At 57.4% G+C, this 19,642-nt stretch carries 17 protein-coding genes and 1 pseudogene; 14 read left to right on the forward strand and 4 right to left on the reverse strand.

The genetic code is table 11. The annotated features are described in order from the left end of the window. Positions 1-94: 94 nt before the first annotated feature. Positions 95-1,057: a DNA-binding protein YbiB gene (gene ybiB, locus EKN83_RS18960; RefSeq protein ID WP_126801471.1), complete on the reverse strand. Its 963-nt coding sequence runs from the start codon at positions 1,055-1,057 to the stop codon at positions 95-97. Positions 1,058-1,276: 219 nt separating this feature from the next. Between ybiB and EKN83_RS18965 the strand changes: the two genes are divergently transcribed. The 6 genes and pseudogenes from EKN83_RS18965 (at position 1,277) to EKN83_RS18985 (ending at position 6,629) form a co-directional block, all read left to right on the forward strand. Continuing rightward, positions 1,277-1,810, forward strand: a complete 534-nt coding sequence (locus EKN83_RS18965; RefSeq protein ID WP_025757263.1) for a fimbrial protein — start codon at positions 1,277-1,279, stop codon at positions 1,808-1,810. 61 nt (positions 1,811-1,871) lie between these two features. Then, complete coding sequence (locus tag EKN83_RS18970; RefSeq protein WP_126801472.1) at positions 1,872-2,546, forward strand: molecular chaperone; 675 nt, start codon at positions 1,872-1,874, stop codon at positions 2,544-2,546. A 72-nt stretch (positions 2,547-2,618) separates the two neighbouring features. Continuing rightward, positions 2,619-4,783, forward strand: a pseudogene (locus tag EKN83_RS18975) (fimbria/pilus outer membrane usher protein); the annotation flags it as partial. Positions 4,784-4,873: 90 nt separating this feature from the next. Continuing rightward, entirely contained in the window at positions 4,874-5,113 is a 240-nt protein-coding gene (locus tag EKN83_RS23590; protein ID WP_260591307.1) for a FimD/PapC C-terminal domain-containing protein, read from the forward strand. Between the two features lie 15 nt (positions 5,114-5,128). After that, the gene (locus tag EKN83_RS18980) at positions 5,129-6,118 is read left to right on the forward strand and encodes a fimbrial protein (RefSeq protein WP_260591305.1); all 990 of its coding nucleotides are present in this window, start codon (positions 5,129-5,131) and stop codon (positions 6,116-6,118) included. Between the two features lie 10 nt (positions 6,119-6,128). Next, positions 6,129-6,629: a fimbrial protein gene (locus tag EKN83_RS18985; protein WP_126801473.1), complete on the forward strand. Its 501-nt coding sequence runs from the start codon at positions 6,129-6,131 to the stop codon at positions 6,627-6,629. On the opposite strand, the gene dinG is transcribed toward EKN83_RS18985, so the two are convergent. Both dinG and rhlE read right to left on the reverse strand, forming a co-directional pair. Beyond that, complete coding sequence (dinG, locus tag EKN83_RS18990) at positions 6,616-8,793, reverse strand: ATP-dependent DNA helicase DinG (RefSeq protein WP_126801474.1); 2,178 nt, start codon at positions 8,791-8,793, stop codon at positions 6,616-6,618. The two genes, EKN83_RS18985 and dinG, sit on opposite strands and share 14 nt — an antisense overlap. A 95-nt stretch (positions 8,794-8,888) precedes the next feature. Then, the gene (gene rhlE, locus EKN83_RS18995) at positions 8,889-10,268 is read right to left on the reverse strand and encodes an ATP-dependent RNA helicase RhlE (protein ID WP_126801475.1); all 1,380 of its coding nucleotides are present in this window, start codon (positions 10,266-10,268) and stop codon (positions 8,889-8,891) included. A 203-nt stretch (positions 10,269-10,471) separates the two neighbouring features. On the opposite strand from rhlE, the gene cecR reads away from it, so the two are divergent. The 5 genes from cecR to EKN83_RS19020 are packed head-to-tail and all read left to right on the forward strand — an operon-like array spanning position 10,472 to position 16,112. Beyond that, positions 10,472-11,149, forward strand: a complete 678-nt coding sequence (gene cecR, locus EKN83_RS19000) for a transcriptional regulator CecR (RefSeq protein WP_025757257.1) — start codon at positions 10,472-10,474, stop codon at positions 11,147-11,149. Beyond that, a complete protein-coding gene (hlyD, locus tag EKN83_RS19005; protein WP_025757256.1) occupies positions 11,146-12,141 on the forward strand; it encodes a secretion protein HlyD in 996 nt (331 codons plus the stop codon). The genes cecR and hlyD overlap by 4 nt, the downstream gene beginning before the upstream one ends. After that, on the forward strand, positions 12,134-13,873 hold the full coding sequence (locus tag EKN83_RS19010; protein WP_126801476.1) for an ATP-binding cassette domain-containing protein: 1,740 nt from the start codon (positions 12,134-12,136) through the stop codon (positions 13,871-13,873). Before hlyD ends, EKN83_RS19010 begins: the two co-directional genes overlap by 8 nt. Continuing rightward, on the forward strand, positions 13,863-14,996 hold the full coding sequence (locus EKN83_RS19015) for an ABC transporter permease (RefSeq protein WP_126801477.1): 1,134 nt from the start codon (positions 13,863-13,865) through the stop codon (positions 14,994-14,996). The genes EKN83_RS19010 and EKN83_RS19015 overlap by 11 nt, the downstream gene beginning before the upstream one ends. Positions 14,997-15,005: 9 nt before the next feature. Further along, the gene (locus tag EKN83_RS19020; RefSeq protein WP_126801478.1) at positions 15,006-16,112 is read left to right on the forward strand and encodes an ABC transporter permease; all 1,107 of its coding nucleotides are present in this window, start codon (positions 15,006-15,008) and stop codon (positions 16,110-16,112) included. Here EKN83_RS19020 and EKN83_RS19025 read toward each other — a convergent pair. Continuing rightward, positions 16,074-16,484 carry a YbhQ family protein gene (locus tag EKN83_RS19025; RefSeq protein WP_023334980.1) on the reverse strand — a complete coding sequence of 137 codons (411 nt, stop codon included), beginning with the start codon at positions 16,482-16,484 and terminating at the stop codon, positions 16,074-16,076. The two genes, EKN83_RS19020 and EKN83_RS19025, sit on opposite strands and share 39 nt — an antisense overlap. Positions 16,485-16,617: 133 nt before the next feature. Between EKN83_RS19025 and EKN83_RS19030 the strand changes: the two genes are divergently transcribed. From EKN83_RS19030 to EKN83_RS19040, 3 genes are read left to right on the forward strand one after another with little or no spacing between them, the layout of a single operon-like run. Next, positions 16,618-17,379 carry an endonuclease/exonuclease/phosphatase family protein gene (locus EKN83_RS19030; protein ID WP_025757252.1) on the forward strand — a complete coding sequence of 254 codons (762 nt, stop codon included), beginning with the start codon at positions 16,618-16,620 and terminating at the stop codon, positions 17,377-17,379. Beyond that, entirely contained in the window at positions 17,376-18,614 is a 1,239-nt protein-coding gene (gene clsB, locus EKN83_RS19035; RefSeq protein ID WP_025757251.1) for a cardiolipin synthase ClsB, read from the forward strand. Before EKN83_RS19030 ends, clsB begins: the two co-directional genes overlap by 4 nt. Further along, entirely contained in the window at positions 18,614-19,576 is a 963-nt protein-coding gene (locus tag EKN83_RS19040) for a YbhN family protein (RefSeq protein WP_126801479.1), read from the forward strand. Before clsB ends, EKN83_RS19040 begins: the two co-directional genes overlap by 1 nt. Positions 19,577-19,642 lie beyond the last annotated feature (66 nt).

Genomic DNA, 19,642 nt, shown 5'->3' on the forward strand with positions numbered 1-19,642 from the left:
GCCATACCCTCTGGTGAGCTGCTCCAACCCTCATTGACCCTGTTGTTTGTTACCCTTGCTTGCCCGTCCGCCACTGGACGGGCTTTTTTTTTGTCTAAAACGCCTGCGCCACGCGTTTAAGCCCGGCCTCGACTGACTCCACCTCTTCGGTCGCCAGCAGGCAGCAGGCCATCTGGAGTTTGATCGAATGCGGAACAGGCACATTTCCGGCCAGACACTGCTCAATCCAGTGGGCGGTGGTATGCGGATCCTTTGCCTCGGGCACTATCACGCCGACATTCTCTTCCTGACGTTCCAGTACGGGCCGCGTGCCTGCGGGATCGATTAAGACCAGCTGCGGACAGCGCTGCGGATTGGCGTAAACCTCCCCTTCTGTACCGTGCATCAGCAATGCCCTTCCGCCAATCTCTTCAAAAAATGTGCCTACACGCGTCACGTACTCCGGATGCGACACGCTGGAGAGGCGCAGGGCATCCGCTTCGCCAAAGGGGGTGGCGAGTTTCGCCAGCGTGTGGGCGCAGTTGCGCACGCCCATGCGCCAGCGCATATCCAGCTGCTTTTCCAGCGGCGGGCAGAGTGCCTTCACCGGAATATAGACTGGCTGATGGCCGTCCAGCTTCGCCTGCGCCTGGCCAGCGTGCAGCGTCGGTTCAATACCTAACATGCCAAAGATGGTCTCCGTCAGCACGCGCGTGGGATCTTCGCTGACGCCATGGACCACCACCGGAAAGCCCAGCTTGTGCAGCAGAATCGCCAGCAGAGGGGTGAGATTCGCCTGCTTGCGCGCGCCGTTATAGGTGGGGATGACAATCGGCATCGGTTTTGCCACCGGGGGGGTTAAACGCAGCGTTTGCGCCTGCATCGCTTCATAGAAGCCGCGCATCTCCGCTTCCCCTTCGCCTTTAATACGGAGCGCAATCAGGATACCGCCCATCTCCAGATCGGGAACATCGCCGTTGAGCATATGGGTGTACAGGGCACGGGCCGTTTCCTGATCCAGGTCGCGGGCATGGTTTTTTCCTCGCCCTACCTCTTTGATAATTTTACGATAATCCACGACATCTCTCCTTGCGGCTCTTTGCAGATACTATAGCCCTGATAAATGCCTGGCGGGTAATCATTTTCCTCTCCCCGCCCCGCCGAAGGCGCTTAGAGGGTAAAAATGGTCTGAAGTTAAATTGAACGAAAAATAGTTCTCAGCGATAGTTCCTGCCGAATTAATCAGCCACGTGATGATTAATACCCGAAATGCCCTATTTTCATTCAGAGGATTTAAATGAAAAAATTAATTATTGCGGGGATCGCTGCCGGGATGGCATGTGCTTCCGTTTCTGCTTTTGCATCCAGTGGTGAGGGTCAAATTAATTTCACCGGTGAAGTTATTGACTCGGCATGTACGGTTGTAAACGGATTAAGCAATCCACTTACCGTATCATTAGGTAAGGTTGCGAAATCGGCATTTACCGGAAGTGGTTCGACGACGTCGACTACCCGCTTTAGTATTCAACTTAAAAATTGTCCCGATACTGTTACCAGCGCCTCGGTAACATTCGGCGGGACACCTGATGGTAACAATAAGGATATCCTTGCTGTGACGTCAGGAACCGGTACCGCGTCAGGAGTGGGTGTCCAGTTGCTGGATAAAACGCAAACCCCACTGAGTTTATATACGTCTTCCGCTGCGTATACCCTCACGTCAGGTACTACAACGAACGATCTGGAGTTTGGTGCACGCTATATCCAGACCGGAGGAACCGTTTCCGCCGGCGTGGCGAATGCTGCATCCACCTTCACCATCGTTTACAACTAATAAAACAGATATTAGCTACCCCAGTGGCTAATATCTGTTATTTCTTGATGACGGTTTCACTATGCGAAAATATCTTCTGGCCTCCTCCTTTTTATTTATTGTCTCTGTCGCCCATGCCGGTATTACTATCGGCGGTACGCGCGTGGTCTATCCAGAAAATAAAAAAGAGTCTTCCATTGGAATCACCAACCCGGACAACCTCGACTACCTTGTCCAGTCATGGGTGGAAACGGAAGATAACGCACGCGAGAAAGCCCCGTTCCTGATCACGCCGCCCCTGTTCCGCCTTGACGGAAAGCAGGAAAACGTGCTGCGTATTATCAGAACCGGGGGGAATTTACCCGCCGATCGCGAATCGCTGTTCTGGTTGAATATTAAATCCATTCCCTCTTCCGAGCGCAATGCAAACATCAACACGCTGCAGATCGCGATTAAAACCCGAATTAAATTGCTGTATCGCCCGGCGAGTATTACCGGTAATCCGGAAGATATGACCACGCAATTATCCTGGCACACGCGGGGAAATCAGCTGATTATCGAAAACCCCACGCCGTTTTATATGAATTTCCAGGAAATAAAACTCAACGGTAAAAAAGTTGACAAAGCCACCTATGCCGCACCGAAAAGTGAAACGGTTTTCACCACCCCGGGAAATATAACTGCACATACCGTGAGCTGGAAAATCATCAATGACTACGGCGGTATTAGCCAGTCATATTCTGCGCAAATTAAATAACCGCTGGATTCGCTAAACATCATTATGAGCTGGGAATATTCCACCGAACCACCCAAACAACACGGGCGCTCAATGCTGATTGCATTGGGTTGTACCCTGTTGGGTGTTTGTGTGCAAAAAGTTCTGGCCGATGATTATTTCAACCCGGCGCTGCTGGATATTGACAACCCGGGCCAGGGAAAGACTGACCTGAGTATCTTTGAGATTGGCCCAGGCCAGGCGCCGGGTAAATACCACGTCGACGTGTTCGTTAACAACAATAAAGTTGCAGCCAAAGAGATTGAATTCACGCTAAAAAAAGACGCCAGCGGAAAATCAACGCTGCAGCCGTGCCTGAGCGCGGCTCAGTTAAAAGCTTCGGCATTAATATTGATAAATACGTGCAGGACGATAAGGCCCAATGTATTGATCTGAGCCTCATCCCCTCCGCCAGCGCAACGTTTCATGTTAATCCCCAGCAATTGCTGTTAAGCATTCCGCAGACCGCGATTACCCAGGTCCCGCGTGATTACGTCGACCCGCAGGAATACGACGAGGGAATTAACGCCCTGCTGCTGAATTACAGCTTCAGCGCCGGGAACAACCGCGGCAAAGGTGAAAACAGTACCGATCAGCACAGTGAATTTCTTAACCTGCGTCCGGGTCTTAACCTCGGGGCGTGGCGTTTACGGAACTACTCCACCTGGAGCAAAACCAGCAGTGACGGAGACGAGGAGAGTGCGTTTTCCTCCGTCTATACCTATGCCCAGCGCGATATCGTGCCGCTTGGCGGTAACGTCAAATTCGGGCAAAGCTCTTCCCCTGCGGACGTGTTTGACAGCATCTCTTTCACCGGGGCGCAGATCGCTTCGGACGACGATATGCTGCCGGACAGCATGAAAGGGTTTGCGCCGGTGATCCGCGGTACCGCGCACAGTAACGCTCAGGTGATTGTCCGCCAGAACGGTTACGTCATTTACCAGAACTATGTCGCTCCTGGCGCGTTTGAGATTAACGACCTCTACTCCACCGGCGGGAGTGGAGATTTGAACGTCACCGTGAAAGAGACGGACGGCAGCGAACAACATTTTGTCGTGCCCTACGCGTCGGTGCCGGTATTGCAGCGTGAAGGCCACTTTAAATACAGCCTTACCGCGGGGCGCTATCGCAGCTATGACAGCGACGTCGAGAAAACGCCGTTCATCCAGGGGACCGCAATCTACGGTTTGCCTTATGGCTTTACGGCCTACAGCGGCGTGCAGGCCAGCCAGTACTTCGATGCGCTGGCGCTGGGGTTCGGGAAGAACATCGGCGAGCTCGGCGCGTTTTCAGTGGATGTCACCGACGCCAGATCGGAGATGCAGGACCAGGATGCCACCCACGGTCGCTCCTGGCGCATCCGCTACAGCAAAGATTTCGCCACCACTGGCACCCATTTTTCCATTGCCGGCTATCGCTATAACAGCAAGGGGTTCTACACCCTGCAGGACACCCTGGATTCCCATACCCGCAATGATGACTGGGAAACCCCGGATACCCGGCGCAGCCGTGAAGAGGCCACTGTCGACCAGTCGCTCGGCGGCACGTTTGGTTCGCTGACGTTAAGCCTGGTGAAAGAGAACTACTGGAACGCAAGCCAGGGGATGACCTCCCTGAGCCTCGGCTATAACAACGCCTGGCACGGGATCAGCTACGGTCTGAGTTACGGGCTGGATAAAAACACGCGTGACGGCAGTGACGATAATAATGAGAAAACCAGCGAACAGACCCTCGCGTTCAACGTCTCTGTTCCCCTCGATCGCTGGCTCAGCAACACCTGGGTGAACTACAACCTGAACAGCACAAGACACGACACAACCCAAAGCGTAGGCCTGAACGGCACCGCGCTGGCGGGCAATAATCTCAGCTGGGGCGTGCAGCAGGGCCACAGCCAGAGCAGCGGCGACAGCACCAGCCTGAATGGCGATTACAAAGGCACCTATGGTGAAGTGAGCGCTGGCTATTCGCAGGACAACCAGCAGCAACAGCTCAACATCGGTCTTCAGGGCAGTGTGATTGCCCATGCTCACGGCATCACCCTCGGTCAACCAATGGGTGAGACCGCAGCGCTGGTGGAAGCGCCGGGCGCAGACGACACGAACATCACCAACCAGACAGGCGTGAATACTGATTTCCGCGGCTACGCCATTGTGCCGTACGTCACGCCATATCGACATAACACCCTCGCGCTGAATACCGAGACCCTGCCGGGCAATGCGGATATTGACCAGGCCGCGAAAACAGTGACGCCAACGCGCGGCGCGATTGTGCGCGCGCATTATGAAACCCACGTCGGCAGCCGGGTGTTGATGACCTTAACACGCGCGGATGGTCGGCCGATTCCGTTTGGGGCAACGGCCTCGCAGGCCCATCAGGACGGTGAATTTATTGTCGGTGACGGCGGTCAGGTCTACCTGACCGGTATGCATGAGCAAGGCACGGTGAAGGTCAGCTGGGGAAAAACCGCCGACAGCCACTGTACCGCGGCGTATCACCTGCCGGCGAAAGACGACAGTGCGGTTCTTAACATCACGGCGCAATGCGTATGACTTTTCCGGGGAAAAATGAACATGTTTAAATATGCCTTTGCGCTGCTGGTGCTCCTCACCAGCGTATGTCTCATGCCGCATGCCCATGCGGCGACAACCTGCGACAGTGCCGATCTGCCCTATAACATTAATGTCGGCACGCTGTCCGTTCCAACAACCCTCGACACGGGCAGCGTCATTCCGGGATCCGCAAAGACGCACACCGTCAGCGGCAGCTGCACCGGAACGCTTGCAAATCATACCCTTATTGCCTGTTATTACGGGACGGGAGCTGAAGTGCCGGGCATGCCAGGCGTTTATGCCACCAATATTGACGGCATCGGCATTGAGCTCCTGAACAGCAGCGGGCAGGTCGTTCGCGGAACGGGGTATACCTGTGACTCAAGCGCTACACCGGTAGGCAGTGTCAGCAGCGACAGCGGGCAAACATTCTCTTTCACCTATACCGAACGGTTAATTAAAACCGCCTCACACATTGGCGCGGGGACGGTTTCCAGTGCGCAGGATCCGTTTGGATTCGGGGTATATAACTCTGTCGGTATTTCTGGCGCCCGCAATACCAGCCACTATTCCACCACGATTTCGGAGAGAACGGCCACCTGCTCCATTGACCCGCTCAATCTGACGGTCACGTTAGGGGACTTCCCGGTCTCACAATTTACCCATGTGGGCAGTTATACGGCATGGAAATCATTCAATATCACCGCAACCTGTACTGAAACGGTCAATCTTACCGCGTCGGTCACCAGCGCGAATGGCTATAACAGCCAGTATCCTGATGTCCTGAACCTGACGCCTGGCAGCGGTAGCGCCACGGGTATCGGCGTGAGAATGCTGCTTGACGGCGTCGATCTTCGCTACAACTACCCTATTCCGGTGGGCGGAAGTACCGAGCCCAACGTGCCCGACGTCATCCCCTTTTCCGTTCAGTATTACCAGACCAATGCCACCGTAACGGCCGGAACAGCCAATACCGTTGCCACCATCGATCTTGAGTATCAATAAGGATGAACCGATGAAACCGCTTTTGTACTGTCTTTTACTGGCGACTCTCCCGGTGGCCGCAACCGACGTCACCGTCAATATTGCAGGGAATATTTACGATACCACCTGCCAGGTGGACAGCAGCAGCCAGAACATGGTGGTCGATATGGGTCAGACACTTTCCAGCGATTTCAAATCCGTCGGTGATACCGGAAGATGGAAAAATTTTGACCTTCTCCTGACAAATTGTCCTGCCAGCCTGATGGTCGCGACCATCACGGTCAATGGCCAGCCTGACGCAAAGCACCCCAACAAGTACGCCAACACGGGAACAGCAGGTGGCCTCGCCCTTGAACTGGCAGACCGGATAGATTTTATCACCCTCGCCCCACAAGCCAGTTTCAACACGATGATAAATGGCTCAACCCATACTGCTGATTTTCCGATGGCCGCACGCTATTACGCAACGTCGATGCCGGTAACGGCTGGCACCTTCAGTAGCGTTGTTCAGGCCACTTTTACTTACCAGTAGGACCGCGCCCCTTAGCACGGATGCTTTTCCGACGCCCGGCAGTCTGTTTTGCCGGGCGTTCTTTTATTTCCGGTACCTCCGGCTGTTCTATCGGGAACACCGGTAAGGCATTCAGCAGCCGCTGGCCGTAGTTTTTGGTGAGCAGACGTTTGTCATAGATAACGACCTCCCCCCAGCAGCCGTGACTTCGGATGAGGCGTCCCACCTGCTGAATCAGGTTAAACGACGCTGCCGGTAAGCTTTGCACCTCAAACGGATAGCGGTTCAGGCTCTTGAGCCACTCCCCTTCGGTGATCACCACCGGGCTGTCGATCGGCGGGAAGGCGATTTTATGGATATGCACCTGCGTCAGGTAATCCCCTTTTAGATCCAGACCTTCAGCGAACGACTGCAGCCCCACCAGCACGCTGCGCTCACCGCCATCGATGCGCTTGCGGTGCGTTTCCACCAGCCGGTAGCGCGGCTGGTCGCCCTGTACCAGCAGGAGTAAACGCAGGTCGATGACGTGCTCAAGGAACCGTTGCATGGCGCGCCCACTGGCAAACAGCACCAGCATCCCGGGGTATTTTTTGCTCTCGACCTGCTCACGGAAGTAGGCCGCCATCTCCGCGATGTGCTGCTCTTCGTTGTCAATCAGCGGCTCGTATTTCATGCGGGGAATAACCAGCTTGCCCTGTTCGCAGTGGTTAAATGGCGAGTCCAGCGCCACAAAGCGGTCGCCCGCTTTTTCTTTCAGGCCGCTCATCTCCTGCAGACGCGAGAAACTGTTAAGGGAGCGCAGAGTCGCAGAGGTGACCACCACGTGCGGCACGCTGCGCCAGATCAGCTTTTCCAGCTGGTCGGCCACGCGGATGCCCACGCAGTGGAAAAAGAGATGCACCTGCCCGTCGCGCACTTCGCGGGTGGCCCATTTGGTAACCGGCGCGCCGGAGGCCTGCGCCATCGAGGCCAGCCGCCAGAGCTTGCTCTGCGCTTCGAACATCCCCAGCGCGCGGTTCATCTGCAGCAGAATGCGGTGCAGGCGCACGACGTCGTGGGTGCCCGTTTTCTCGCTGAGATCGTTTAAGAACAACTCTGCCAGACCGCGCAGCTTTTCCAGATGCTTCGCCAGCTGCTGGCAAATCTCCATCACTTCTTCCGGCAGCTCTCCCATGGCGAAGCGGTGCTCGGCCTCCTGGGCTGCCGGAAGATAAAGATTCAAAATGTTGTTGAGCGAGGCAATCAGGCCGTAGACCTCTTCGCAATGGTCGCTCAGCCGCTCGGGCACCGCCAGCGGGGGCGTGGTTTTCGGGCGGAACTGCTCCATGCAGGTTGCCACCAGCTTGCAGAAGAGATCGAGCTGCAGACGGAACCAGGGAGCGGTGATTTCGGCGCTCATCTCCAGCGCGTCCCGCGCCACGTCCGGCAAATGGTGGCCTTCATCGAGCACCAGCAGCAGGTTTTTCGGCTCCGGCAATACGGCTTCGCTCTCCAGCGCGGCCATCACCAGCGCATGGTTGGCGACCACCACTTCCGCTTCCTGAATCTCGCGGCGAGCGACAAAGAACGGGCACTCCCGGTAGTAGTGGCAGTTGCGGTTGAGGCAGCTCGCTTTATCGGTGCTGAGCCTGCGCCATAAGTCGTCGCTAATGGGCTGGCTGGTGTGATCGCGCAGGCCGTCCCACTTATAGCCGTCGAGGTCGGCTTTCAGTTTTGCACACTGCTCCTGCTCAACCTTGTTGTTCGGGGTTAGCTCGTCATCGAGAAACGCCAGCAAATCTTGCTGACCGGGTTCACTGCTGGCGAGCGCGGCCAGGTTGCGCGGGCACACGTAGCGCCCGCGCCCAAACGCCGCGGTGAAACGCAGGTCGGGGATAATTTTGCGCAGCAGCGGCAGGTCCTTGCTGAAGATCTGATCCTGCAGCGCCACGTTGGCGGTGCTGACCACCAGCGTTTTGTCCTCTTCACGGGCAATCGCGATGCCGGGAATGAGATACGACAAGGTCTTACCGACGCCGGTCGGGGCTTCAATCGCCAGATGTCGCCCGTCGTCCCCGGCGAGCGTTTTTGCCACATCAGCAATCATCTGCCGCTGCGGCGCTCGGGGGATAAAATCGGGGATCTGCTGCTGTAGCGCCTTGTACCAGGCACCAATCTGCGCTTTGAGCGCCGCGGTTAACGCCATTTTAAACCTGAAATACTGTATAAACAGCCACTATTGTGGCACTTTCTGATGGCTGCCGCAAAAGAAAAGCCCGGCTTTACAACCGGGCTTCCAGATTACTGCGGGTTAGCAGGTTTGCGCGGGCGGCGTCGGCGCTGCCCTTCCCCTGCAGACTTGCCTTCACCACTGCGCCACGGATTTTCACCGGCGGGTTTGGCCTCGTTGTTACGACGCGGAGGTTTGCCCGATGACTTCGGCGCACCGCCTTCACCACGACGTGGCTGCTGGCCACGACCGCCGCCGCCCTGACCACGACCACCCTGACGACCATTCTGAATCGGCTCCGCTTTAATGGACGGGTCCACTTCATAGCCCGGGGTTTCGATACGCGGGATCTCTTTCTTCAGCAGGCGTTCGATATCGCGCAGCAGCTTGTGCTCATCCACGCACACCAGTGAGAGCGCTTCACCGGTTGCCGCCGCGCGGCCGGTACGGCCAATACGGTGCACGTAGTCTTCCGGCACGTTTGGCAGCTCGTAGTTCACCACGTGCGGCAGTTCTTCAATGTCGAGGCCACGGGCGGCGATGTCGGTCGCCACCAGCACGCGGATATCGCCAGACTTGAAGTCCGCCAGCGCACGGGTACGCGCGCCCTGGCTCTTGTTACCGTGGATCGCCGCACTGCGAATGCCATCTTTGTTCAGCTGTTCCGCCAGATGGTTCGCGCCGTGTTTGGTGCGGGTAAAGACCAGCACCTGCTGCCAGTTGCCCTGGCCGATCATCTGCGAGAGCAGTTCCCGCTTACGCTTTTTATCCACAAAGTGAACGTGCTGCGTCACCTGTTCGGAGGCGGTGTTGCGGCGCGCCACTTCCACTTCCAGCGGGTTATGCAGCAGTTTTTCCGCCAGCGCCTTGATCTCGTCGGAGAAGGTCGCGGAGAAGAGCAGGTTCTGACGACGCGGCGGCAGTTTAGCCAGCACGCGGCGAATGTCGTGAATAAAGCCCATGTCGAGCATGCGGTCGGCTTCGTCCAGCACCAGAATTTCAACGTTATCCAGCTTCACCGCGTTCTGGTGTTCCAGGTCCAGCAGACGGCCCGGCGTGGCCACCAGCACGTCCACACCGCCGCGCAGCTTCATCATCTGCGGGTTAATGCTGACACCACCGAAAACGACCAGCGAGCGAATGTTGAGATAGCGGCTATAGTCACGCACGTTCTCACCAATCTGGGCGGCCAGCTCACGGGTTGGGGTGAGGATCAGCGCGCGGACCGGACGACGGCCCTTGGCGTGCGGCTGATTTTTTACCAGCAGCTCTAACAGCGGCAGGGTAAAGCCCGCGGTTTTACCGGTCCCGGTCTGGGCGCTGGCCATCAGGTCGCGGCCCTGCAGGACGGCGGGGATCGCCTGCTGCTGGATTGGGGTTGGCTCAACGTAGCCCTGCTCTGCGATCGCGCGCAGAATTTCCGGGTTCAGGCCAAGGGAATCAAAAGACATAAAAACTCCGAACCGCCCCGACCATCACAGGTGTAGTTTTCAGGGAGATATAACAATTAGGAGGACAAAAACCACAATGTCGCGAAGGGGCGGAGTGTAGCAGCTTTTGTGACGTGGCGCATAAAATATCCCTCAGTTCCCTCGACGAGAACGGGAATCAGGCATAGTCTTAATCAATCGATTGATTAATTTTTAATGCTGCCATGAATACAACCCCGACGACATCAAAAGGTGAACAGGCCAAAAATCAGCTTATTGCCGCCGCGCTGGCGCAGTTTGGAGAGTACGGGCTGCACGCGACTACCCGGGATATCGCGGCGCTGGCCGGGCAGAACATCGCTGCCATTCCCTACTATTTTGGCTCAAAAGAGGATTTATACCTCGCCTGCGCCGACTGGATCGCCGATTTTATCGGCACGCAATTTCACCCGCACGTCGAGGAAGCCACCGCGCTGCTCAGCCAGCCTGCGCCCGATCGCGAGGCCATCCGCCAGCTGATTCTTAATGCCTGTCACAACATGATCCGCCTGCTGACGCACGACGATACGCTCAATCTCAGCAAGTTTATCTCCCGCGAGCAGCTCTCCCCCACTGCCGCCTACCAGCGGGTACACGATCGGGTGATTGCCCCGATGCATACCCACCTGACCCGGCTCATTGCCGCCTATACCGGACGGGATGCCGACGATACCGGAACAATTTTGCATACCCACGCCCTGCTGGGTGAAATCCTGGCCTTCCGTCTGGGCCGGGAGACCATCCTGTTACGCACCGGCTGGACACAATTTGATGAGGATAAAGCCGCGCAGATTAGCCAGGTCATCGCCTGTCATCTCGATCTGATCCTGCAAGGCTTAACGCAAAGGAGCCTGAAGTCATGAAAAAACCTGTCGCCATCCTTCTGGTGGTTGTTGTTTTGCTTGCTGCGGGAGTCGGTGGCTGGCTGTGGTATCAGAGCCATCAGGACCGGGGCCTGACGCTGTACGGTAATGTTGATATTCGCACGGTGAATATGAGTTTCCGGGTCGGCGGACGTCTCGCCTCGCTGAACGTTGACGAAGGCGATGCCATTAAGGCGGGCCAGACGCTGGGTATGCTCGACAAAGCGCCTTTTGAAAATGCGCTGCTGCAGGCCAAAGCCGGCGTGTCCGTTGCCCAGGCGCAGTATGATCTGATGCTGGCCGGCTACCGCGATGAAGAGATTGCCCAGGCCGCGGCGGCCGTCAAACAGGCGCAGGCGGCCTATGACTACGCGCAGAATTTCTATGCCCGCCAGCAGGGGCTATGGAAAAGCCGTACGATTTCCGCTAACGATCTGGAAAATGCCCGGTCATCACGCGATCAGGCCCAGGCGACACTGAAATCCGCCCAGGACAAGCTGAGCCAGTACCGCACCGGTAACCGTCCGCAGGACATTGCTCAGGCCAAAGCCAGTCTGGAACAGGCGCAGGCGCAGCTGGCCCAGGCGGAACTGGATCTGCACGATACCACGCTGGTGGCACCGTCAGACGGCACGCTGATGACCCGCGCCGTGGAGCCGGGCAGTATGCTCAGCGCGGGCAGCACCGTCTTAACCCTCTCCCTGACCCGCCCGGTCTGGGTACGCGCTTACATCGACGAGCCGAATCTCGGCCAGATGCAGCCGGGCCGCGAGCTGCTGCTCTATACGGATGGCCGCCCGGACAAGCCGTATCACGGCAAAGTGGGCTTTGTCTCCCCTACCGCCGAATTCACACCGAAAACCGTTGAAACCCCAGACCTGCGCACCGACCTGGTCTATCGCCTGCGCATCATCGTAACCGATGCGGACGACGCGCTGCGTCAGGGCATGCCTGTTACCGTAAAAGTGAACAACGGGGAACGACATGAATGACGCGGTTATTCAGCTCAACAATCTGGTTAAACGCTTTAAGGGAATGGATAAACCCGCGGTTGCCCCGCTGAACTGCACCATCCAGAAAGGCTATGTCACCGGGCTGGTGGGCCCGGACGGCGCAGGCAAAACCACCCTGATGCGGATGCTGGCCGGCCTGCTGAAGCCGGATGAAGGCTCGGCCAGCGTACTGGGTCTTGACCCGATTAAGGACGACGGTGCGCTGCACGCCATGCTTGGCTATATGCCGCAGAAGTTTGGCCTGTATGAAGATCTGACGGTGATGGAAAACCTGAACCTGTATGCCGATCTGCGCAGCGTTACCGGCGAAACGCGGCAGAAAACCTTCGCCCGCCTGCTGGCGTTTACCTCCCTCGGTCCGTTCACGGACCGCCTGGCGGGCAAGCTCTCCGGCGGGATGAAGCAGAAACTGGGCCTGGCCTGCACGCTGGTGGGCGAGCCGAAAGTATTGCTGCTGGATGAGCCCGGCGTGGGCGTTGACCCGATTTCGCGCCGCGAGCTGTGGCAGATGGTGCACGAGCTGGCAGGCGACGGGATGCTGATCCTCTGGAGTACCTCCTACCTCGACGAAGCCGAACAGTGCCGGGACGTGCTGCTGATGAACGAAGGCGAACTGCTCTACCAGGGCGAGCCGACGACGCTGACGCAGAGCATGGCCGGGCGCAGTTTCCTGCTGCACAGTCCGCAGGAATCCAACCGCAAGCTGCTGCAGCGGGTACTGAAACTGCCGCAGATCAGCGACGGGATGATTCAGGGCCGCTCGGTGCGGGTGATCCTCAAAAAAGAGGCCACCGTTGACGATATTCGCCGTGCGCAGGGCATGCCTGAGCTCGAGATGGAAGAAACCGCGCCGCGTTTTGAAGATGCGTTTATCGACCTGCTGGGCGGGGCTGGCACATCGGAGTCCCCCCTCGGCGCAATCCTGCACACGGTGGAAGGGACACCCGGGGAAACGGTGATTGAAGCCAAATCCCTGACCAAAAAGTTTGGTGATTTCGCCGCCACCGACAACGTCAACTTCGCGGTGAAGCGCGGGGAAATTTTTGGCCTGCTCGGGCCGAACGGCGCGGGGAAGTCCACCACCTTTAAGATGATGTGTGGTCTGCTGGTCCCGACGTCTGGTAAAGCGCTGGTGCTGGATATGGATCTCAAGGTCAGCTCCGGCAAAGCGCGCCAGCACCTGGGCTATATGGCGCAGAAGTTCTCCCTGTATGGCAACCTGACCGTAGAGCAAAACCTGCGCTTTTTCTCCGGGGTGTATGGCCTGCGTGGGCGGGCGCAGAATGAGAAAATTCGCCGCATGAGCGAGGCCTTCGGGTTAACCAGCATCGCCTCCCACGCCACCGACGAACTGCCGCTCGGCTTTAAGCAGCGGCTGGCGCTGGCCTGTTCGCTGATGCACGAGCCCGATATTCTGTTTCTGGATGAGCCAACCTCCGGCGTTGATCCCCTCACCCGCCGCGAGTTCTGGCTGCATATCAACAGCATGGTGGAAAAAGGGGTGACCGTCATGGTCACCACCCACTTTATGGACGAGGCGGAGTATTGCGACCGCATTGGGCTGGTGTATCGCGGCAAGCTGATTGCCCACGGCACCCCCGACGACCTGAAAGCGCAGGCCGCCGACGATGAGGTTCCGGACCCGACCATGGAGCAGGCGTTTATCACCCTCATCCACGACTGGGATAAGGAGAATGCCCATGCGCGGTAATGCCATTTCCTGGCGCAGGGTGCGCGCGCTGTGTATTAAAGAGACGCGGCAGATCGTGCGTGACCCGAGTAGCTGGCTGATTGCGGTGGTGATCCCCCTGCTGCTGCTGTTTATCTTTGGCTACGGCATTAATCTGGACTCCAGCAAGCTGCGGGTTGGGATATTGCTGGAACAGCAGAGCGAAGAGGCGCTGGACTTCACCCACACCATGACCGGCTCGCCCTACATTGATGCCACCATCAGCGATAACCGGCAGGAATTAATCCAGAAAATGCAGGCCGGGAAAATTCGCGGTCTGATCGTTATTCCTGTGGATTTTGCCGCCAACATGGCGCGTGCGAATAGCGATGCGCCGATCCAGGTCATTACCGACGGCAGCGAGCCGAATACCGCGAACTTCGTTCAGGGCTATGTGGAAGGTATCTGGCAGCTGTGGCAAATGCAGCGCGCCGAGGATCGTGGCGAGACGTTTGAACCGCTGATCGACGTCGAGACGCGCTACTGGTTTAACCCTGCCGCCATCAGCCAGCACTTTATTATTCCGGGCGCGGTGACCATTATCATGACGGTGATCGGCGCGATACTGACCTCGCTGGTGATCGCCCGCGAGTGGGAGCGCGGCACCATGGAGGCGCTGCTTTCAACCGAAGTGACGCGCGTCGAGCTGCTGCTGTGCAAGCTTATTCCCTACTACTTTCTCGGCATGCTGGCGATGCTGCTCTGCATGCTGGTGTCCGTCTTTATCCTCGGCGTCCCGTATCGCGGCTCGCTGGTGGTACTGTTCTTTATCACCAGCCTGTTTTTACTCAGCACGCTGGGCATGGGGCTGCTCATCTCCACCATTACCCGCAACCAGTTTAACGCCGCGCAGGTGGCCCTCAACGCCGCCTTTTTACCGTCGATTATGCTGTCCGGGTTTATCTTCCAGATTGACAGCATGCCTGCCGTGATCCGCGCCGTGACCTATATTATTCCGGCGCGCTACTTTGTGAGCACCCTGCAAAGCCTGTTCCTGGCGGGGAATATTCCGGTGGTACTGATTATCAACACGCTGTTTTTAATGGCGTCGGCGGTGATGTTTATTGGTTTGACGTGGATGAAAACCAAACGGCGACTGGATTAAGGAGCGAACATGTTTCACCGTTTATGGACGTTAATACGCAAAGAGCTGCAATCCCTGCTGCGCGAGCCGCAAACCCGCGCCATTCTGGTGTTGCCGGTGCTGATCCAGGTTTTACTGTTTCCGTTTGCCGCCACCCTTGAGGTGACCAACGCCACCATCGCCATCTACAACGAAGACAACGGCAAACATGCCGTCGAGCTGACCCAGCGCTTTGCCCGTGCGAAAGCCTTTACCCATGTCCTGCTGCTGAAAAGCCCGCAGGAGATTAAGCCCACTATCGACACCCAAAAAGCGCTGCTGCTGGTGCGTTTCCCGGCGGATTTTTCCCGCAACCTGGACACCTTCCAGACCGCGCCGATTCAGCTGATCCTCGACGGGCGTAACTCCAACAGCGCCCAGATCGCGGCCAACTATCTGCAGCAGATAGTGAAGGATTACCAGCAGGAGCTCATGGCGGGAAAACCGAAACCCAACAACAGTGAACTGGTGGTGCGTAACTGGTACAACCCGAACCTGGACTACAAATGGTTTGTGGTGCCGTCGCTGATCGCCATGATCACCACCATCGGGGTGATGATTGTGACCTCTCTCTCCGTCGCCCGCGAGCGCGAACAGGGCACGCTGGATCAGCTGCTGGTTTCCCCGCTCGCCACCTGGCAAATCTTTGTCGGCAAAGCGGTGCCGGCGCTGATTGTCGCCACGTTCCAGGTCACCATCGTGCTGGGGGTGGGTATCTGGGCCTACCAGATCCCGTTCGCCGGCTCGCTGGCGCTGTTTTACTTCACCATGGTGATTTACGGGCTGTCGCTGGTGGGGTTTGGACTGCTGATTTCCGCGCTCTGTTCGACGCAGCAGCAGGCGTTTATCGGGGTGTTCGTCTTTATGATGCCCGCGATCCTGCTCTCGGGGTATGTCTCGCCCGTTGAGAATATGCCGGTGTGGCTACAGGATCTGACGTGGATAAACCCGATTCGTCACTTTACGGATATCACCAAGCAAATTTATCTGAAGGATGCGAGTCTGGATATTGTCTGGGGAAGTTTGTGGCCGCTACTGGTCATCGCGGCCACGACGGGCTCAGTGGCGTACGCGATGTTTAGACGCAACATCGCGTAGCTTTTTCTCTTTGGTCAGCAACGAGACCACCGCAGGCCCGGCAAGAATAGCCAGACCGGCCAGGGCCAGCAGCAGGTTGTTTTGCAGCACGCGAGACAATAGCCAAAGCACAATCATCGCCGCACCAAAATACCAGGTGGTGGTGAGCTCTTCGAGCACGTCACCCACCTCGCGCCAGCGCGCTTCATGGTGGCGCTGTAAAAACAGCATCGACAGTACGGTGACGCCATAAAGGACGCATAGTCCCAGGCCAACACGCACCAGCGTGCCGCTCATCCAGCCCATCACCAGTACGGCCACGACCAGTAAATGCAACATTATCTGCCAGCAACTCAGGCCAGTTGCGACACGAACACGTTGTTGCCACTTCATGGCTTCTCTCCTGAAGGATTTTTCTCTGCTTAATCAGACTACCGCACTTTACGGAAAATTCCGTAACGCCGCATCTTTTTGTGACGACGACTACACTTTATTTTCATCGGGATAGTCACTCAGGAAGGAGCTTATGACGAAAAAAATGCAGCATTTCTCGCTTAAAGTGCTGACGATAAACATTCATAAAGGCTTCACAGCATTTAACCGCCGCTTCATTTTACCGGAGCTGCGCGACGCGGTGCGCACCGTCAGCGCGGATATTGTCTGCCTGCAGGAAGTGATGGGCGCCCACGAAGTGCATCCGCTCCACTTTGAAAACTGGCCCGACACACCGCACTACGAATTTCTGGCCGACACCATGTGGAGTGATTACGCTTATGGCCGCAATGCGGTCTATCCTGAAGGGCATCACGGCAACGCGGTGCTGTCGCGTTATCCCATAGAACATTACGAAAACCGCGACGTTTCCGTCGGGGAGAGTGAAAAACGCGGGCTGCTTTACTGTCGCATTACGCCGCCCAATCTTGATCTGCCGATCCATGTCGGCTGCGTTCATCTGGGACTTCGCGAAGCCCATCGTCAGGCGCAGCTGAAAATGCTGGCCGAATGGGCCAACGCGCTGCCTGACGGTGAACCTGTTGTCGTGGCAGGCGATTTCAACGACTGGCGACAGCGGGCAAACCATCCGTTGAAAGTGGATGCCGGGCTGGAGGAGATTTTCACCCGGGCGAACGGCAGGCCTGCGCGCACGTTTCCGGTACGGTTTCCGCTGCTGCGCCTTGATCGCATTTACGTGAAAAATGCCCACGCCAGCAGCCCTACCGCGCTGGCGCTCCTCAACTGGCGGCATCTTTCCGACCATGCCCCGCTCAGCGCGGAGATCCACTTATGAAATGTTCCTGGCAGGAAGGCAACCGGATCACGCTGCTGGTCAACGGAGACGAGTATTACCCGGCCGTGTTTAAGGCCATTGATAACGCTCAGCAGAAGGTGATCCTCGAAACCTTTATCTGGTTCGAAGATAACGTTGGCAAGCAGTTGCACAGCGTGCTGCTGCGCGCCGCCCGGCGCGGCGTCAAAATCGAGGTGCTGCTGGATGGCTATGGCTCGCCGGACCTCAGCGACGCGTTCGTTAATGAGCTGACCGCCGCGGGCGTGGTGTTCCGCTACTACGATCCCGGCCCTCGCCTGTTCGGCATGCGGACCAACCTTTTCCGCCGGATGCACCGCAAAATTGTAGTGGTGGATGAGACGGTAGCGTTTGTTGGCGGCATTAACTACTCCGCGGAACATATGTCCGACTATGGCCCGGAAGCGAAGCAGGACTACGCAATCCGCATTGAAGGCCCGGTGGTACAGGACATTTTACTGTTTGAGCTGGAAAACCTGCCGGGGAAAGAGGCCGTTCGCCGCTGGTGGCGACGCCATCATCGCCCGGAAGAGAACCGCAAACCCGGCGAAGCGCAGGCGCTTTTCGTCTGGCGGGATAACGGTGAGCACCGGGACGATATTGAACGTCACTATCTTAAGATGCTGGCCAACGCGAAGCGCGAAGTGATCATCGCCAACGCCTACTTTTTCCCGGGCTATCGCCTGCTGCATGCCATGCGCAATGCGGCCCGACGCGGGGTGCGGGTGAAGCTGATTGTGCAGGGCGAGCCGGATATGCCCATCGTCAAAGTCGGAGCGCGGCTGCTGTATAACTATCTGGTGAAAGGCGGCGTTCAGATCTACGAATATCGCCGTCGGCCGCTGCACGGCAAAGTCGCGCTGATGGACGACCACTGGGCAACCGTCGGTTCCAGTAACCTTGACCCCCTTAGCCTGTCGCTCAATCTGGAAGCCAACCTGATCATTCACGATCGCCAGTTTAACCAGACCCTGCGGGATAACCTGCAGGCACTGATCGTCAACGACTGCGTGCGGGTGGATGAATCCATGGTCCCCAAACGCACCTGGTGGAACCTGGGCATCAGCGTGGTGGTGTTCCACTTCCTGCGCCATTTCCCGGCGATGGTCGGCTGGCTGCCGGCGCATACGCCGAAACTGGCGCAGGTGGACCCGCCGGTACAACCGGAAATGGAAACCCAGGACCGTATTGAAGCGGAAGACGGAGGCAAACCCTGATGTCGAAATCACATCCGCGCTGGCGGCTGGCAAAAAAGATCCTGACCTGGCTGTTTTTCATCGCCGTCGCGGTTCTGCTGGTGGTCTACGCGCAGAAAGTTGACTGGGAAGAGGTGTGGAAAGTTATCCGCAACTATAACCGGATGGTGCTGCTGGGGGCGCTTGGGCTGGTTATCGTGAGCTATCTGATGTATGGCTGCTATGACCTGCTGGGTCGGGCTTACTGCGGCCACAAGCTGGCCAAACGTCAGGTCATGCTGGTGTCGTTTATCTGCTACGCCTTTAACCTGACGCTGAGCACCTGGGTCGGGGGGATTGGCATGCGCTATCGCCTGTACTCGCGCCTGGGGCTGCCAGGCGGGACGATTACGCGCATTTTTTCCCTGAGCATCACCACCAACTGGCTGGGCTATATTCTGCTTGGCGGGGTGATATTTACTGTCGGCGTGGTACAGCTGCCCGCGCACTGGTATATCGACGAAACCACCCTGCGCATACTGGGTATCGTGCTGCTGTTAATTATCGCCGTTTATCTCTGGGCCTGCGCGTTTGCGAAACGCCGTCATATGACGATCAAAGGGCAAAAACTGGTATTGCCCTCGTGGAAGTTCGCGGTGCTGCAGATGGCCGTGTCCAGCGCTAACTGGATGGCGATGGGGGCGATTATCTGGCTGTTGATGGGTGAAGACGTGAATTACTTCTTCGTGCTGGGCGTGCTGCTGGTGAGCAGTATTGCCGGGGTGATCGTGCATATTCCGGCGGGGATCGGCGTGCTGGAGGCGGTCTTCATCGCTCTGCTGGCCGGAGAACATGTCTCTCAGGGCATCATCATTGCGGCCCTGCTCGCCTACCGCATGCTCTATTACTTCCTGCCGCTGGCGCTGGCAACGGTCTGTTATCTGGTGCTGGAGAGTCGGGCGAAGAAGTTACGGGCGAAGAATGAGAGGATGTTGGCGAAGTGAACGCCCCTCACCCTACCCCTCTCCCCAAAGGGGAGAGGGAACCGTTCGAGCCCCTCTCCCCTTTGG

This window comes from Enterobacter sp. WCHEn090032 (genome assembly GCF_003986875.1).
GTDB lineage: Bacteria > Pseudomonadota > Gammaproteobacteria > Enterobacterales > Enterobacteriaceae > Enterobacter > Enterobacter sichuanensis.

What these genes read in the sequence shown, in the direction of transcription:
- EKN83_RS18965 (WP_025757263.1), top strand. Translation starts at nt 1,277, where the DNA reads ATGAAAAAATTAATTATTGCGGGGATCGCTGCCGGGATGGCATGTGCT.
- EKN83_RS18970 (WP_126801472.1), top strand. Translation starts at nt 1,872, where the DNA reads ATGCGAAAATATCTTCTGGCCTCCTCCTTTTTATTTATTGTCTCTGTC.
- EKN83_RS23590 (WP_260591307.1), top strand. Translation starts at nt 4,874, where the DNA reads ATGACCTTAACACGCGCGGATGGTCGGCCGATTCCGTTTGGGGCAACG.
- EKN83_RS18980 (WP_260591305.1), top strand. Translation starts at nt 5,129, where the DNA reads ATGAACATGTTTAAATATGCCTTTGCGCTGCTGGTGCTCCTCACCAGC.
- EKN83_RS18985 (WP_126801473.1), top strand. Translation starts at nt 6,129, where the DNA reads ATGAAACCGCTTTTGTACTGTCTTTTACTGGCGACTCTCCCGGTGGCC.
- dinG (WP_126801474.1), bottom strand. Translation starts at nt 8,793, where the DNA reads ATGGCGTTAACCGCGGCGCTCAAAGCGCAGATTGGTGCCTGGTACAAG.
- rhlE (WP_126801475.1), bottom strand. Translation starts at nt 10,268, where the DNA reads ATGTCTTTTGATTCCCTTGGCCTGAACCCGGAAATTCTGCGCGCGATC.
- cecR (WP_025757257.1), top strand. Translation starts at nt 10,472, where the DNA reads ATGAATACAACCCCGACGACATCAAAAGGTGAACAGGCCAAAAATCAG.
- hlyD (WP_025757256.1), top strand. Translation starts at nt 11,146, where the DNA reads ATGAAAAAACCTGTCGCCATCCTTCTGGTGGTTGTTGTTTTGCTTGCT.
- EKN83_RS19010 (WP_126801476.1), top strand. Translation starts at nt 12,134, where the DNA reads ATGAATGACGCGGTTATTCAGCTCAACAATCTGGTTAAACGCTTTAAG.
- EKN83_RS19015 (WP_126801477.1), top strand. Translation starts at nt 13,863, where the DNA reads ATGCGCGGTAATGCCATTTCCTGGCGCAGGGTGCGCGCGCTGTGTATT.
- EKN83_RS19020 (WP_126801478.1), top strand. Translation starts at nt 15,006, where the DNA reads ATGTTTCACCGTTTATGGACGTTAATACGCAAAGAGCTGCAATCCCTG.
- EKN83_RS19025 (WP_023334980.1), bottom strand. Translation starts at nt 16,484, where the DNA reads ATGAAGTGGCAACAACGTGTTCGTGTCGCAACTGGCCTGAGTTGCTGG.
- EKN83_RS19030 (WP_025757252.1), top strand. Translation starts at nt 16,618, where the DNA reads ATGACGAAAAAAATGCAGCATTTCTCGCTTAAAGTGCTGACGATAAAC.
- clsB (WP_025757251.1), top strand. Translation starts at nt 17,376, where the DNA reads ATGAAATGTTCCTGGCAGGAAGGCAACCGGATCACGCTGCTGGTCAAC.
- EKN83_RS19040 (WP_126801479.1), top strand. Translation starts at nt 18,614, where the DNA reads ATGTCGAAATCACATCCGCGCTGGCGGCTGGCAAAAAAGATCCTGACC.